This window comes from Streptomyces sp. XM83C, from assembly GCF_023072675.1.
GTDB classification, from domain to species: Bacteria; Actinomycetota; Actinomycetes; order Streptomycetales; family Streptomycetaceae; genus Streptomyces; species Streptomyces thermocoprophilus.
On the sequence record NZ_JALLGL010000026.1, the window covers coordinates 21,102 to 36,876 of the forward strand.

11 protein-coding genes and 1 tRNA gene are annotated in these 15,775 nt (G+C 73.0%); 10 read left to right on the top strand and 2 right to left on the bottom strand.

The annotated features are described in order from the left end of the window. The first annotated feature begins 3 nt into the window (after positions 1-3). The 3 genes from MTQ10_RS05515 to MTQ10_RS05525 all read left to right on the top strand — a co-directional run bounded on the left by MTQ10_RS05515 (position 4) and on the right by MTQ10_RS05525 (position 4,781). Positions 4-2,298 (top strand): HelD family protein, encoded by a 2,295-nt coding sequence (locus tag MTQ10_RS05515; RefSeq protein ID WP_247462836.1) that lies wholly within the window; start codon positions 4-6, stop codon positions 2,296-2,298. Between the two features lie 480 nt (positions 2,299-2,778). Continuing rightward, positions 2,779-4,194, top strand: a complete 1,416-nt coding sequence (locus tag MTQ10_RS05520; protein WP_247462838.1) for an NAD-dependent malic enzyme — start codon at positions 2,779-2,781, stop codon at positions 4,192-4,194. A gap of 305 nt (positions 4,195-4,499) precedes the next feature. Beyond that, positions 4,500-4,781, top strand: coding sequence for an HU family DNA-binding protein (locus MTQ10_RS05525; RefSeq protein WP_003990598.1), 282 nt, complete (start codon positions 4,500-4,502; stop codon positions 4,779-4,781). A gap of 216 nt (positions 4,782-4,997) precedes the next feature. On the opposite strand, the gene murA is transcribed toward MTQ10_RS05525, so the two are convergent. After that, a complete protein-coding gene (murA, locus tag MTQ10_RS05530) occupies positions 4,998-6,338 on the bottom strand; it encodes a UDP-N-acetylglucosamine 1-carboxyvinyltransferase (RefSeq protein WP_247462840.1) in 1,341 nt (446 codons plus the stop codon). Between the two features lie 251 nt (positions 6,339-6,589). Here murA and MTQ10_RS05535 point away from each other — a divergent pair, with 251 nt between their 5' ends. From MTQ10_RS05535 to MTQ10_RS05565, 7 genes are all read left to right on the top strand, one after another. Then, positions 6,590-7,162 (top strand): YqgE/AlgH family protein, encoded by a 573-nt coding sequence (locus tag MTQ10_RS05535; protein WP_247462842.1) that lies wholly within the window; start codon positions 6,590-6,592, stop codon positions 7,160-7,162. A gap of 28 nt (positions 7,163-7,190) precedes the next feature. Further along, positions 7,191-7,475: a DUF3039 domain-containing protein gene (locus MTQ10_RS05540; protein WP_110628490.1), complete on the top strand. Its 285-nt coding sequence runs from the start codon at positions 7,191-7,193 to the stop codon at positions 7,473-7,475. A gap of 154 nt (positions 7,476-7,629) precedes the next feature. Next, positions 7,630-9,345, top strand: a complete 1,716-nt coding sequence (locus tag MTQ10_RS05545; protein ID WP_247462844.1) for a beta-N-acetylhexosaminidase — start codon at positions 7,630-7,632, stop codon at positions 9,343-9,345. 514 nt (positions 9,346-9,859) lie between these two features. Then, a complete protein-coding gene (locus tag MTQ10_RS05550) occupies positions 9,860-10,753 on the top strand; it encodes an FAD binding domain-containing protein (RefSeq protein WP_247462845.1) in 894 nt (297 codons plus the stop codon). Next, positions 10,750-12,435, top strand: coding sequence for a 2Fe-2S iron-sulfur cluster-binding protein (locus tag MTQ10_RS05555; RefSeq protein ID WP_247462847.1), 1,686 nt, complete (start codon positions 10,750-10,752; stop codon positions 12,433-12,435). Before MTQ10_RS05550 ends, MTQ10_RS05555 begins: the two co-directional genes overlap by 4 nt. Beyond that, positions 12,432-14,756, top strand: coding sequence for a xanthine dehydrogenase family protein molybdopterin-binding subunit (locus tag MTQ10_RS05560; protein WP_247462849.1), 2,325 nt, complete (start codon positions 12,432-12,434; stop codon positions 14,754-14,756). Before MTQ10_RS05555 ends, MTQ10_RS05560 begins: the two co-directional genes overlap by 4 nt. Positions 14,757-14,887: 131 nt before the next feature. Further along, the gene (locus MTQ10_RS05565) at positions 14,888-15,472 is read left to right on the top strand and encodes an SUKH-4 family immunity protein (protein WP_247462850.1); all 585 of its coding nucleotides are present in this window, start codon (positions 14,888-14,890) and stop codon (positions 15,470-15,472) included. A gap of 141 nt (positions 15,473-15,613) precedes the next feature. On the opposite strand, the gene MTQ10_RS05570 is transcribed toward MTQ10_RS05565, so the two are convergent. Further along, a tRNA-Cys gene (locus MTQ10_RS05570) sits at positions 15,614-15,688 on the bottom strand. Positions 15,689-15,775 lie beyond the last annotated feature (87 nt).

The following is a 15,775-nucleotide window of genomic DNA, read 5'->3' on the forward strand; positions in this document are numbered from 1 at the left end:
CCGGTGGCCGCTCAGGCTCACACATCTGCGGTCGGCTCGGTTCACGACTCGGTTCGGGACCGGGAGATCAGCGTCGAACAGGAACACCTCGACCGGGTGTACCGGCGTCTCGAGGAGAAGATCCACGAGGCCGAGTTCCTGATGAACGACGCGGCCAAGCGCGGCCAGGTCGGCACGCCCGGCGCTCTCGCCGAGCGGGACGCGCAGGTCTTCCGGGCCGGCGTCCATCTCAACCGGCTCAACAACGAGTTCGAGGACTTCCTCTTCGGCCGGATCGACCTGCTGCTCGGCAAGGACGGCAAGAAGGGCCCGGACGGCGCGTACACGGCGGTGGAGCCCGCCGAGGGCGCCGTACGGCCCGACAACACCGCCGACATCGCCGAGACCCTCCACATCGGCCGTATAGGGGTCCTCGACCAGGACTACGCCCCGCTCGTCATCGACTGGCGGGCACCGGCCGCCGCGCCCTTCTACCGCTCCACCCCGGTCGACCCCGGCCGCGTGGTGCGGCGCCGCGTCATCCGCTCCAAGGGCCGCCGTGTCCTCGGCGTCGAGGACGACCTGATGCGGCCCGAGCTGACCGCCTACCTCGACGGGCGCGAGCTGCCCGTGATCGGCGACGGCGCCCTGATGGCGGCGCTCGGGCAGGCCCGTACCCACTCGATGCGGGACATCGTCGCCTCCATCCAGGCCGAGCAGGACATGGTGATCCGGGCGCCCGCCGCGTCCGTGACCTACGTCGAGGGCGGCCCCGGCACCGGCAAGACCGCCGTCGCCCTGCACCGGGCCGCGTACCTGCTCTACCAGGACCGGCGCCGGTACGCGGGCGGCATCCTCATCGTCTCCCCGACCCCGCTGCTCGTCGCCTACACCGAGGGCGTGCTGCCCTCGCTGGGCGAGGAGGGCCAGGTCGCGATCCGCGCGCTCGGCTCCCTCGTCGACGGGGCGGAGGCCACGCTGTACGACTCCCCGGCCACCGCCCGCGCCAAGGGCTCCTCCCGCATGCTGAAGGTGCTGCGCAAGGCGGCCCGAGGCGCGCTGGAACGCCCCGACGCGCCGACCAGGCTCAGGGTCGTGGCCTTCAACCGCCGGCTCGAACTGGAGGCCGAGGAACTGGACCGCGTCCGCCGGGCGGCCCTCGGCGGCACCGCCCCCGTCAACCTGCTCCGCCCGCGCGCCCGCAAGCTGCTGCTGGACGCCCTGTGGGAGAAGTCCGGCGCGGCGGGCCGGCACACCGACCCGGAACTCGCCGCCGAACTGCGCTCCTCCTTCGACGAGGACGTCACCGGCGAGGACTCCTTCACGGAGTTCCTGGACGCCTGGTGGCCGGAGCTGACCCCGGCGCAGGTGCTCGCCGCGATGGCCGACGAGCGGCGGCTGGGCCGCTGGGCCCGGCGCGTCCTCAACCCGGGCGAGGTCCGCAGGGTGGCCCGCTCGCTGCGCCGGGACGGCCTCAGCGTGCACGACATCGCCCTGCTGGACGAACTCCAGGCCGTCCTCGGAGTCCCGGCCCGCCCGAAGAAGAAACGCGAACTGGACCCCCTCGACCAGCTCACCGGCCTGGAGGAGCTGATGCCGGTGCGCGAGGAGACCCAGCGGGAGCGGGCCGAACGGCTGGCCGCCGAGCGCGTCGAGTACGCGCACGTCATCGTCGACGAGGCGCAGGATCTCACGCCGATGCAGTGGCGCATGGTCGGCCGCCGCGGACGGCACGCCACCTGGACGGTCGTCGGCGACCCCGCCCAGTCCTCCTGGTCCGACCCGGACGAGGCCGCCGAGGCCCGCGACGAGGCGCTCGGCACGCGTCCGCGCCGCCGCTTCCAGCTCACCGTCAACTACCGCAACCCCGCGGAGATCGCCGAGCTGGCCTCGAAGGTGCTGGCGCTGGCGATGCCCGGATCGCAGGCGCCGACGGCGGTCCGCTCCACCGGTGTGCGGCCCCGCTTCAGCGTCGTGTCGGACTCGCTGGAGAAGACGGTACGGGCGGAGGCCGAGCGGCTGCGCGGCGCGGTCGACGGCACCGTCGGCGTCGTCGTCGCCATGCAGCGCCGCGAGGAGGCCCGCCGCTGGCTGGCCGGGCTCGGCGACCGGGTGGTGGCGCTGGGCAGCCTGGAGGCCAAGGGCCTGGAGTACGACGCGACGGTGGTGGTCTCCCCGGCGGAGATCGCCGACGAGTCCCCGGCCGGCCTGCGCGTGCTGTACGTCGCCCTGACCCGGGCCACGCAGCAGCTGACGGTGGTCTCCGGCGAACGGGACGAGCCGGACGCGGACGGGGTGCCGGACCTGCTGCGGGACTGACCGGCGGCCGGGGGCGGGTCTGACGGGCGGCCGGGGCAGCCGGGGCGCGGGTCTGACGGGCGGCCGGGCGGACAGTGCCGCGTCACGCGCCGCCGGTCGGGGCGGACGGTGTCGTGCAGCGCGCCGCCGTGAACGATACCGACGGTTCGGGAATGGTCCGGCGGGATCCGTTTGTTAGCCTTGTCGTGACACCGGCCCGATCCAAGCCCCCGGGCCCAACCTTCGTCCCTTCGAGGGACCACTTGCCGCGAGGCGAGCATGGCGGGTCGGTGTCATTGAGCTTCGAAGAGGCCCACATCCGAGTGATGTGGGCCTCTTCCTTTTGACCGATCATCTCTCGTATTGTGGAAGTCAGTTTCCGGAAACAGCCCGGAGCCGTGAACAAAACGTCCGCAACCCCAGGCGGCTACCACGTACCGAGGGGTAGGTGCGACGATCGGACGGCACAACTCAGCGACACGGTGAAAGAGGAAGTCGGCCATGGCAACGGCGCCCAGCGTCTCCTACTCGATGACGATCCGGCTGGAGGTGCCCGCGAGCGGAACCGCCGTCTCGCAGCTCACCACCGCCGTGGAGTCCTCCGGAGGCTCGGTGACCGGCCTCGACGTCACCGCGTCCGGCCACGAGAAGCTCCGTATCGACGTCACCATCGCGGCCAGCTCGACCGCGCACGCCGACGAGATCGTGAGCAAGCTCCGCACCATCGAGGGCGTCACGCTCGGCAAGGTCTCCGACCGTACGTTCCTGATGCACCTCGGCGGCAAGATCGAGATGGCGTCCAAGCATCCCATCCGCAACCGTGACGACCTGTCGATGATCTACACGCCGGGTGTCGCCCGCGTCTGCATGGCCATCGCCCAGAACCCCGAGGACGCCCGCCGCCTCACCATCAAGCGCAACTCCGTTGCGGTCGTGACGGACGGCTCCGCCGTGCTCGGCCTCGGCAACATCGGCCCCAAGGCCGCGCTGCCCGTCATGGAGGGCAAGGCCGCCCTGTTCAAGCGGTTCGCCGGCATCGACGCCTGGCCGATCTGTCTGGACACCCAGGACACCGACGCCATCGTCGAGATCGTCAAGGCCATCGCCCCCGGCTTCGCCGGCATCAACCTCGAGGACATCTCCGCGCCCCGCTGCTTCGAGATCGAGGCACGGCTGCGTGAGGCCCTCGACATCCCCGTCTTCCACGACGACCAGCACGGCACCGCCATCGTCGTCCTCGCCGCGCTGACCAACGCGCTGCGCGTCGTCGGCAAGAACATCGGCGACGTGCGCGTCGTGATGTCCGGCGCCGGCGCCGCCGGCACCGCCATCCTCAAGCTGCTGCTCGCCGCCGGCGTCAAGAACGCCGTCGTCGCCGACATCCACGGCGTCGTCCACGCCGGCCGCGAGGACCTGGTCGACGCCCCCGCCGGCTCCGCGCTGCGCTGGATCGCCGACAACACCAACCCCGAGAACCTGACGGGCACTCTGAAGGAAGCCGTCCGCGACGCCGACGTGTTCATCGGCGTCTCCGCGCCCAACGTCCTCGACGGCGACGACGTCGCCGCCATGGCCGACGGTGCCATCGTGTTCGCGCTCGCGAACCCCGACCCGGAGGTCGATCCGGCAATCGCCCGTCAGACGGCCGCGGTTGTGGCCACCGGCCGGTCCGACTTCCCCAACCAGATCAACAACGTCCTCGTCTTCCCGGGCGTCTTCCGAGGCCTGCTGGACGCCCAGTCCCGCAGCGTCAACACCGACATGATGCTGGCCGCCGCCAAGGCGCTCGCGGACGTCGTGACCGAGGACGAACTCAACCCCAACTACATCGTGCCCAGCGTCTTCAACGACAAGGTCGCGGGCGCCGTGGCCGGGGCGGTCCGGGACGCCGCGAAAGCGGCCGGCACGACCGCGTAACAGCACAGAGAGCCGGAGCGGAGGCTGTGAGGATCGCCACGACCGCCTCCGCACCGGCGCGTCGCGGAACCACCTGCCCTCAGCAGCCCTCTAGGGTGGCGGCCGGGCGACGGCGCTTTCGGTGTGACTCCCTAGGGTGTTCCTCGCAACTCCCATGGGTGCCGGATTGGCGTTCCCGCCGCAGGTAGGGGCAGGATGCGTCCCTGGGCACGGCCACATGTCGATCTGTCGACCTGTGCGGTGCCCCTCATGCGGCTCCGCCGCGTGGCACGCCTCAATGGCAAGAAGAACACGGGAGTAACAACATGAACCGCAGTGAGCTGGTGGCCGCGCTGGCCGACCGCGCCGAGGTGACCCGCAAGGACGCCGACGCCGTGCTGGCCGCGTTCGCCGACGTCGTCGGCGACATCGTCTCCAAGGGGGACGAGAAGGTCACCATCCCCGGCTTCCTCACCTTCGAGCGCACCCACCGTGCCGCTCGCACCGCTCGCAACCCGCAGACCGGCGAGCCGATCCAGATCCCGGCCGGCTACAGCGTGAAGGTCTCCGCGGGCTCCAAGCTCAAGGAAGCGGCCAAGGGCAAGTAAGCGCTCCGCTTCGAGACCGCGGCGCCCCCCGCCCAGGCCCCGGAGCGCCGGCGGAGCAGGCCGGCCGGCCCAGGCCGGCCGTACAGCTCCCCGCGCCCCACTCTCGAGGGGCGCCGCAGCCAATGCCGAAGGGGCGGCCACCCGGACCACCGGGTGCCGCCCCTTCGCCGTACGCGCCTGCGAAAGCCTGTCTCCCGGCGCTGCGCCGCGCCGCTCTCAGCCGAGGGCCTTGCCCGGCAGCTCGACCTTCGCGCCCAGCTCCACGAGCTTCTCCATGAAGTTCTCGTAACCCCGGTTGATCAGCTCGATGCCGTGCACCCGGGACGTGCCCTGCGCCGCCAGCGCCGCGATGAGATACGAGAACCCGCCCCGCAGGTCGGGGATGACCAGATCGGCGCCCTGAAGCTTCGTCGGACCGGACACCACCGCCGAGTGCAGGAAGTTCCGCTGGCCGAAACGGCAGTCCGAGCCGCCCAGGCACTCCCGGTACAGCTGGATGTGCGCGCCCATCTGGTTCAGCGCCGACGTGAAGCCCAGCCGCGACTCGTACACCGTCTCGTGGATGATCGACAGCCCCGTGGCCTGCGTCAGCGCCACCACCAGCGGCTGCTGCCAGTCCGTCTGGAAACCGGGGTGCACATCCGTCTCCAGCGCGATCGACTTCAACTGGCCGCCCGGATGCCAGAACCGGATGCCCTCGTCGTCGATCTCGAACGCCCCGCCCACCTTCCGGTAGGTGTTCAGGAACGTCATCATCGAGCGCTGCTGCGCGCCCCGCACATAGATGTTGCCCTCCGTCGCCAGCGCCGCCGACGCCCACGACGCCGCCTCCAGCCGGTCCGGCAGCGCACGGTGCGTGTAACCGCCGAGCTTCTCCACACCGGTGATGCGGATCGTGCGGTCGGTGTCCATCGCGATGATCGCGCCCATCTTCTGGAGCACGCAGATGAGGTCCTCGATCTCCGGCTCCACCGCCGCGTTCGACAGCTCCGTCACGCCCTCGGCGAGCACCGCCGTCAGCAGCACCTGCTCCGTCGCGCCGACCGACGGGTACGGCAGCCGGATCTTCGTGCCGCGCAGCCCCTTCGGCGCCTCCAGATACTGGCCGTCGGCCCGCTTCTCGATGACCGCGCCGAACTGCCGCAGCACATCGAAGTGGAAGTCGATGGGCCGGCCACCGATGTCGCAGCCGCCCAGACCCGGGATGAACGCGTGCCCGAGCCGGTGCAGCAGCGGACCGCAGAACAGGATCGGGATACGGCTCGACCCCGCATGGGCATCGATGTCAGCGACGTTGGCGCTCTCGACATGGGTCGGGTCGAGCACCAGCTCGCCCGGCTCCTCACCCGGACGGACCGTCACCCCGTGCAGCTGGAGCAGCCCGCGGACGACCCGCACGTCACGGATGTCCGGAACATTGCGCAGTCGGCTCGGCTCACTGCCCAGCAGGGCGGCGACCATGGCCTTCGGTACGAGGTTCTTCGCACCGCGGACACGGATCTCGCCCTCCAGCGGGGTTCCGCCGTGGACAAGCAGGACATCGTCGTTGACGGTCATGTATCTCGCGTTCCGATGAGTCGGGCAGGGGAGAACAGACAGACTAATCGCCGCCGACCCCCCTCCCGTAAGCCCGCGGAGCACCCTGGGACGTCATAGCTGTGTCACAACACGAACCGTCCGCGATCGGGCACATGGGGTCACCGGCGGACCCCGTGCGCAGGCAACGCTTCGGTGCGCCCTGGCCTGCACTCACTCGCTCACCTCCGTTGCCTCCCCATCGCGGGGCAAGATGCGGGATCATGTCTGGCATGACCGAGGTGTCCTCGCTCACAGGGCGGCTGCTCGTGGCCACACCCGCCCTGGCGGACCCGAACTTCGAGCGTGCGGTGGTGCTGCTCCTCGACCACGACGAGGAGGGCTCCCTCGGGGTCGTCCTCAACCGCCCCACCCCGGTGGACGTGGGCGACATCCTGGAGGGCTGGGCCGACCTCGCCGGGGAACCCGGCGTCGTCTTCCAGGGCGGCCCGGTGTCACTGGACTCCGCGCTCGGCGTCGCGGTCGTCCCGGGCGAGCCCGGCGCCGGCAGCGCCCCGCTGGGCTGGCGGCGCGTGCACGGCGCGATCGGTCTGGTCGACCTGGAGGCCCCGCCCGAACTGCTCGCCTCCGCCGTCGGCTCCCTGCGGATCTTCGCCGGGTACGCCGGCTGGGGCCCCGGCCAGCTGGAGGACGAGCTGGTCGAGGGCGCCTGGTACGTCGTCGAGTCCGAGCCCGGCGACGTGTCCTCGCCCGCGCCCGAGAGACTGTGGCGGGAAGTGCTGCGCCGCCAGCGCAACGAGCTGGCGATGGTGGCGACGTACCCGGACGACCCGTCCCTCAACTGATGCCGGTGCGCTTCAGTACCCTTGCCGTATGAGCACTCTCGAGCCCGAGCGCGGGACTGGGACGGGGACCCTCGTAGAGCCGACGCCACAGGTGTCCCACGGCGACGGCGACCACGAGCGCTTCGCCCACTACGTCCAGAAGGACAAGATCATGGCGAGCGCCCTCGACGGCACCCCCGTCGTGGCGCTGTGCGGCAAGGTCTGGGTGCCCGGCCGCGACCCGAAGAAGTACCCCGTGTGCCCCATGTGCAAGGAGATCTACGAGTCCATGGGCAGCGGCGGCGACGACAAGGGCAAGGGCAAGGACAAGTAACCCTTTCCCGGCCCTGCCCTGGCCTCTCGGCGGCCTCGGTGGCCTCTTCTGGGCCTGGCCGGCCAGGGCCTGGTCCCGGTGGGCCCCGGGTGCGTCCCTCGTGCGACGTGCCCGGGGCCTTCCTGCATGCGTGCGGGCGGGGTAGACCTCTGGCGTGACTTTCACGACGGATCTCATTCCGGCACCCAGTGCCGTCCACGGGCCCGGACGGGGCGACGGGCCTGGCGGGCTTGACGGGGCCGGCGGACCTGGCGGGTCTGGCGGGCCCGGCGGTCGCGGTGGCTCCGGCGGTGTCTTCGTCCTCGACGAACGGACCGCCCTGTGGGGCGGGCCCGGCACCGGCACCACCGAGCGCTGGCTGCGCTCCACGCTCGGCGCCGCCCTCGACCTGCCCCTGCCGCCCGGCCCCGAAGACGCCCCGGACACCGTGCGGCTGCGCGTCGACGACCGCCTCCGGCCCGAGGGATACCGGCTCACGGTGTCCGCCGACCGGGGAGTGGAGATCCGCGGCGGCGACCCCGCCGGCGTGTTCTGGGGGGCGCAGACCCTCCGCCAGCTCCTCGGCCCCGACGCCTTCCGCCGTGCGCCCGTACGGACCCGCCCGCGCCCCGCCGTCCCCGAGCTGACCGTCGAGGACGCGCCCCGCTTCCGCTGGCGCGGCCTGCTCCTCGACGTCGCCCGGCACTTCATGCCCAAGGACGGCGTCCTGCGCTACCTCGACCTCATGGCCGCGCACAAACTCAACGTGCTGCACCTGCACCTGACGGACGACCAGGGCTGGCGCATCGAGATCAAACGCCACCCGAAGCTCACCGAGACCGGCTCCTGGCGTCCCCGCACCAAACTCGGACACCGCGCCTCGCCCCTGTGGGACGAGAGGCCCCACGGCGGCCACTACACGCAGGACGACCTCCGCGAGATCGTCGCCTACGCCGCACAACGGCACATCAGTGTCGTCCCCGAGATCGACGTGCCCGGCCACTCGCAGGCCGCGATCGCCGCCTACCCGGAACTCGGCAACACCGACGTCGTCGACACCGCCGCCCTCGGTGTGTGGGACACCTGGGGCGTCAATCCGAACGTCCTCGCCCCCACCGACACCGTGCTGCGCTTCTACGAGGGCGTCTTCGAGGAAGTGCTGGAGCTGTTCCCCGCCGGGGGCGACGGGCTGCCGCAGTTCTCGGGGTTCGTCCACATCGGCGGCGACGAGTGCCCCAAGGACCAGTGGCGTGCCTCGCCCGCCGCGCAGGCCCGCATCGAGGAACTCGGACTGGCCGGCGAGGACGAGTTGCAGGCGTGGTTCATCGGCCATTTCGGCCGCTGGCTCGCCGAACGCGGGCGCCGGCTCATCGGCTGGGACGAGATCCTCGAAGGCGGGCTCGCGCCCGGCGCCGCCGTGTCGTCCTGGCGCGGATACGCCGGCGGGATCGCCGCCGCCCGCGCCGGACACGACGTGGTGATGTGCCCCGAGCAGCACGTCTACCTCGACTACCGGCAGGCGCCCGGCGACGACGAGCCGGTGCCCATCGGGTGCGTGCGGACCCTCGAGGACGTCTACCGCTTCGAGCCGGTGCCGCCGCAGCTGACCGCCGAGGAGGCCCGGCACGTGCTGGGCACGCAGGCCAACGTGTGGACCGAGGTGCTGGAGGACCAGGGGCGCGTCGACTATCAGACGTTCCCGAGGCTCGTCGCCTTCGCCGAGGTGGCGTGGAGTGCGCTGCCGGGGCCGGGGGAGCGGGACTTCGCGGGGTTCGAGCGGCGGATGGCCGCGCACTACGGGCGTCTTGACGCCCTCGGTGTCGGGTATCGGCCACCTGATGGGCCGTGGCCGTGGCAGCGGAGGCCGGGGGTTCCGGGGCGGCCTCGGTAGGGGTTTGCGCAGTTCCCCGCGCCCCTTTTGGGGTGCGTGCGGTTTCGTTGTGCACCGCGGGCCGGTGGGGGGCTGGGCGCGCAGTTCCCCGCGCCCCTTGTTCGGCGGGGCCATCGTTTTCACCCGCGGGCCGGTGGGGAGTGCTCGCGCAGTTCCCCGCGCCCCTGAGTGCCTGCGGCGGCCCGTTTCTGTGGGTGGGGGGTTGCCGTCTCGGGTTCGCGTCCCGCGTTTTCGCCGCACGCTGCGGGCGGCACCCCCGGCACGTCCCCTTCCCGCGATGGGCGGCTGATGGCGGCGTAGCGGAGAAACCCTGGCAGGGTCACCGAAGAGTGGCAATTCGTGCGGAGCGGTGATGACGTGCCAAATCGGGCCAACTGCCGGGCGGGGGCCGGGGCGGACCCGCGTCCTCGGGTCTTGCGAAGATGTGCCAGAGTTGCCACGTCCGCCCTGTCAGCACGTACCGTACGGCGCAACAGGCGGGACCAGGTGGGGCAGCGGGAAGGGGCAGCCGGTTTTGACCACGCACGCACCGCAGGCGGCGCAGGCCGTCACGCTGCCCACGACGCTGGACGAGGCCGTGGCGGCCCTCACCGCCATGCCCACCTCCGTCCCCGTCGCGGGCGGCACCGACCTGATGACCGCCGTGAACTCCGGGCAGCTCAGGCCCGCCGCGCTGGTCGGCCTGAACCGCATCAGCGAGATCCGCGGCTGGCAGTACCAGGACGGGCACGCGCTGCTCGGCGCCGGGCTCACGCACGCGCGCATGGGCCGACCCGACTTCGCCGCCCTCATCCCGGCGCTCGCCGCCGCCGCACGAGCCGCGGGCCCGCCGCACATCCGTAACGCGGGCACCCTGGGCGGCAACATCGCCACCGCCGCGCCCACCGGCGACTCCCTGCCCGTGCTCGCCGCCCTGGAGGCGACGCTGATCATCGCCGGCCCCGGCGGGGCCCGCCGCGAGATCCCGGTGTCGCACCTGCTGGCAGGCGTGGAGATGCTGCGCGCCGGTGAACTCATCGGGTACGTGCGCGTGCCGCTGCTGCACGCCCCGCAGGTCTTCCTCAAGGCGACCGGCCGCACCGGTCCGGGCCGCGCCGTCGCCTCCGTCGCCCTCGTCCTCGACCCGGCCCGCCGCGGCGTCCGGTGCGCCGTCGGAGCCATAGCACCGATGCCGTTGCGGCCCCTGGACGCCGAGCACTGGGTCGCCCAGCTCATCGACTGGGACAACAACCGCGCGATCGTCCCCGAGGCGCTGCACGCCTTCGGCGAGTACGTCGCCGCGGCCTGCATCCCCGACCCGGTACCCGCCGAGGACGGATCGGTGGCCCCGCTGCCGCCCGCCGTACTGCATCTGCGGCGCACCGTCGCCGCGCTGGCCCGACGAGCACTGGGGAGGGCACTGTCGTGACCGACGACCAGCACGGACAGGGCGCGCAGGGCGCGTCCGGGGGGCCGCAGAGCGGCGGGCGCTGGGACCCGCTGCCGCAGGGCGAGTACGACGACGGCGCCACGGCGTTCGTGAAGCTGCCCGAGGGCGGCATCGACGCCCTGCTGGCCGGCGACAGCCCGCTCGCCGCACCCGGCCACGGCTATGTGCCGCCGCAGATCACGGTCGCCCCCGCCACCACCGCCGGTACCGACCCCGCCGCCACCGGCACGTGGAGCATGCCCGGCGTACCGCAGGACGGCGGGAACACCGGGCAGGGCGAGATCGGCACCGCCTGGCCCGACCCGAACGCGGGCGTGCCTCAGGACAGCGCCGGGGACCGGTTCACCTACCAGCCCGGCGCCACCGGACAGTGGACCTACGAGGAGCCCGTCCCCGCCCCCGGCCAACATGTGACCGGCGAGTGGTCCATCCCGGTCGCGGGCGGCGATCTGCCGGACGAGTCCGGCGAGTTCACCACGTCGGCGCTGGCCCAGCAGTGGGGCTCCGCCCCCGCCACCCTGCCCGGCGGCGCGCCCGCGCCCTGGGCGACCCAGAGCGCCGGCACCCCCTGGGGGCAGCCCGAGGCGGCAGGCGAGGAGCCTCGGCCGACGGCCGCCGAGACGCCGTACGGCAGCCAGGAGACGCCCGCCGAGGCGCCGCAGCCGCCCGAGGCGGACCAGCCGGCACCCGAGACGCCCGCAGCGCCCGAGGCGGCGAGCTTGGAGGGCGCCGACAGCGACGCCGCCGACGGCGACAACACCGACGCCCAGGAGAGCCCCGCCGGGCAGCCGCAGGACGCCGCCGAGGCGCCCGGAGCGCCGGAAACCGAGCCCGGCCCCGAGGCACCCGCCCAGGAGGCGGACGGCGCCGACAGGGCCGTGTCCGAGACGGGGGAGACCGAGTCCGAGGAAGCCGCCGCCGAGCAGGCCGAGGACGCGGAGGCGCCCCTCACAGCGCACGAGGAGCACCCCCTCGTCTCCTACGTGCTGCGCGTCAACGGCGTCGACCGGCCCGTCCCCGACGCCTGGATCGGTGAGTCCCTGCTGTACGTGCTGCGGGAGCGGCTCGGCCTGGCCGGCGCCAAGGACGGCTGCTCGCAGGGCGAGTGCGGGGCGTGCAACGTCCAGGTCGACGGACGGCTCGTCGCCTCCTGCCTCGTCCCGGCCGTCACCGCCGCCGGCAGCGAGGTGCGCACCGTGGAGGGCCTCGCAGCCGACGGGCAGCCCTCGGACGTGCAGCGGGCGCTCGCCCGGTGCGGCGCCGTGCAGTGCGGGTTCTGCGTGCCCGGCATGGCGATGACCGTGCACGACCTGCTGGAGGGCAACCCCGCGCCGACCGAGCTGGAGACCCGGCAGGCGCTCTGCGGCAACCTGTGCCGCTGCTCCGGCTACCGGGGCGTCCTGGAAGCCGTCAAGGAAGTCGTCGCCGAACGGGAGGCGCACGCCGCGGCCGACGCCGAGACGGACGGCGACGAGGCACGTATCCCCCACCAGGCGGGCCCGGGCGCCGGAGGCGTCCACCCGTCGGTGTTCGAGGCGCCCGGCGCCATGGACCCGGTCCCGCAGCACCGGGCCCACGGCGACGGCACGCACGCGTACGGCGACCCGGGCCCCGGCTACGGGCCGGGCCAGGGGCAGGAACAGGACGGAGGCCAGGCGTGAGCAACGAAGCCGCCACCGCGACCACCGGCGGACCCGCCGCCGACGAGGCCGTACCCGCCCCCGAGCCCATCCCGCACGGGCTCGGCTCCTCCCTGCCGCCCGCCGACGCCCGCGCCAAGACCGAGGGCACGTTCCCGTACGCGGCCGACCTGTGGGCCGAAGGCCTGCTCTGGGCGGCCGTACTGCGTTCCCCGCATCCACACGCGCGTATCCGCTCCATCGACACCACGCACGCGCGTGCCATGCCCGGCGTGCGCGCGGTCGTCACCCACGAGGACGTCCCCGGCACCCCCGTCCACGGACGGGGCCGCGCCGACCGGCCCGTCTTCGCCTCCGACGTCGTACGCCACCACGGCGAGCCCATCGCCGCCGTCGCCGCCGACCACCCCGACACCGCGCGGATGGCCGCAGCGGCCGTCATCGTCGAGTACGACGTCCTCGACCCCGTCACCGATCCCGAACAGGCCTTCGAGGCGGAGCCGCTGCACCCCGACGGCAACCTGATCCGGCACATCCCGCTGCGTCACGGCGACCCGGAGGCCGTCGGCGAGGTCATCGTCGAGGGCCTGTACCGCATCGGCCGCCAGGACCCCGCACCCATCGGCGCCGAGGCCGGCCTCGCCGTGCCCCGCCCCGACGGCGGCGTCGAGCTGTACACCGCCTCCACCGACCCGCACGGCGACCGCGACGCGCTCGCCGCCTGCTACGCGCTGGAACCCGAGCGGGTCAAAGTCGTCGTCACCGGCGTGCCGGGCGCCACCGCCGACCGCGAGGACCGCGCCTTCCAGCTGCCGCTCGGCCTGCTCGCGCTGAAGACCGGCTGTCCGGTGAAACTCACCGCTACGCGCGAGGAGTCCTTCCTCGGCCACACCCACCGCCACCCCACCCTGCTGCGCTACCGGCACCACGCCGACGCCGAGGGCAGACTCGTCAAGGTCGAGGCGCAGATCCTGCTCGACGCGGGCGCCTACGCCGACACCTCCTCCGACGCGCTCGCCGCCGCCGTCGCCTTCGCCTGCGGCCCCTACGTCGTGCCGAACGCCTTCATCGAGGGCTGGGCCGTACGCACCAACAATCCGCCCTCCGGGCATGTGCGCGGCGAGGGCGCGATGCAGGTGTGCGCCGCGTACGAGGCGCAGATGGACAAGCTCGCGAAGAAGCTCGGCATCGACCCGGCGGAGCTGCGCCTGCGCAATGTGATGGCCACCGGTGACGTGCTGCCGACCGGGCAGACCGTGACCTGCCCGGCGCCGGTCGCCGAACTCCTGCAAGCCGTACGGGACTTCCCGCTGCCGCCGCTGCCGAAGGACACCCCGGAGGAGGAGTGGCTGCTGCCCGGCGGCCCCGAAGGCGCGGGCGAACCCGGCGCCGTACGCCGCGGTGTGGGCTACGGCGTCGGCATGGTGCACATGCTCGGCGCGGAAGGCGCCGACGAGGTGTCCACGGCCACGGTGAAGGTCAACAACGGTGTCGCGACCGTGCTGTGCGCGGCCGTCGAGACCGGGCAGGGCTTCTCCACGCTGGCCCGGCAGATCGTGCAGGAGACCCTCGGCGTCGAGGAAGTGCACGTCGCGCCCGTCGACACCGACCAGCCCCCGGCCGGCGCGGGCTGCCGCGGCCGGCACACCTGGGTCTCGGGCGGTGCGGTCGAGCGGGCCGCGAAGATGGTCCGCACCCAGCTCCTCCAGCCGCTCGCGCACAAGTTCGGCATGTCCACCGAGCTGCTCCAGATCGCCGACGGCAAGATCACCTCGTACGACGGTGTCCTGTCGACGACCGTCGCCGAGGCGATGGACGGCAAGGAACTGTGGGCCACCGCCCAGTGCCGCCCGCATCCCACCGAGCCGCTGGACGGGGCCGGGCAGGGCGACGCGTTCGTCGGCATGGCGTTCTGCGCGATCCGCGCGGTCGTCGACGTGGACATCGAACTGGGCTCGGTCCGTGTCGTCGAACTGGCGGTCGCTCAGGACGTCGGCCGCGTCCTCAACCCGGCCCAGCTCGCGGCGCGGATCGAGGCGGGCGTCACCCAGGGCGTCGGCATCGCGCTCACGGAGAACCTGCGCACCCCGCGCGGCCTGATCCGCCACCCCGACCTCACCGGGTACGCCCTGCCGACGGCGCTGGACGCCCCCGACATCCGTATCGTGAAGCTGGTGGAGGAACGGGACGTCGTCGCCCCCTTCGGCGCCAAGGCCGTCAGCGCGGTGCCGGTGGTGGCGTCGCCGGCGGCCATCGCGTCGGCGGTACGCGCGGCGACCGGCCGCCCCGTCAACCGCCTGCCGATCCGCCCGCAGGCCGCGGTGGTGAACGAACAGCGCTGAGGCAACGCGTGACGTGCGGAACGCGTCCAAACCCTTGGGGCGTTGTCAGTGGTGGGCCGTAATCTGGTTCCAGTGGTACGACGACCACGACCGGTGACGATGACGGTGACGGCGGGGGAGCACAGGGGGCGATGAGCACGGGCACGATGACTCCGACCGAGGCGGACCTGCACGAACTGACGGCCGCGGCACTGGACGCGTGGACGCCGGGAGCGCCGGAGACGGCGGGCACGGTGGGCACGACCGACACCGGCTTGGCGCCTACGCGGTCCGGGCTGAGCCTGGAACTGCCGCCCCGCGCGCTGGACGAGGCGTTCGGCCGGGGCCGGATCGTCCGCTTCGAGGAGTGGGACCTCCCGCACGCCCTCACCCATGAACCCACGCGCCGCTTCCTGCGCGAGACGGGCCTCCCGGAGACCGCACCGGGCTTCACCCTGGACCTGGACGCCCCCCTGCGCACACCCGGGGAGTACATCGCCGACGAGGCGGACACCCAGGCGATCCTCCCGCCCCACGCGGCCCGCCTCCTCCACCTCGGCACCCTCCCCGGAGCCGCCCACGCCCTGCTCGACGGTACGACGGGCAAGATCCTTCGCTGGACCCCCACCGACGGCAGAGTGGAGGTGCTGGAGACGGACATCGCCGCGTTCGCCTTCACGCTCTGGCACTCCACCCACCCCGGCCTGCCGGACGTCGCGGGACTCGCGGGGGTGTGACGGGACCTCGGAGGCCGGCGTTTTCCCGGACGGCCGCTGCTTCACTCGGCCGGTAGTCGGGGCGGCCGTGTGCCCTCGCGCGGAAAGAGGGCGGCACCCCTTCGAGGTGCCGCCCTGTTCGTCGCCCGGTTGTCGGGCGGGTGGAGGCCGTGGCGGGGATCGAACCCGCGTAACTCGCTTTGCAGGCGAGCCCCTGAACCACTCGGGCACACGGCCGCCCCGACTACCGGCCGAGTGAAGCAGCGGCCGTCCGGGAAAACGCCGGCCTCCGAGGTCCCGTCACACCCCCGCGAGTCCCGCGAC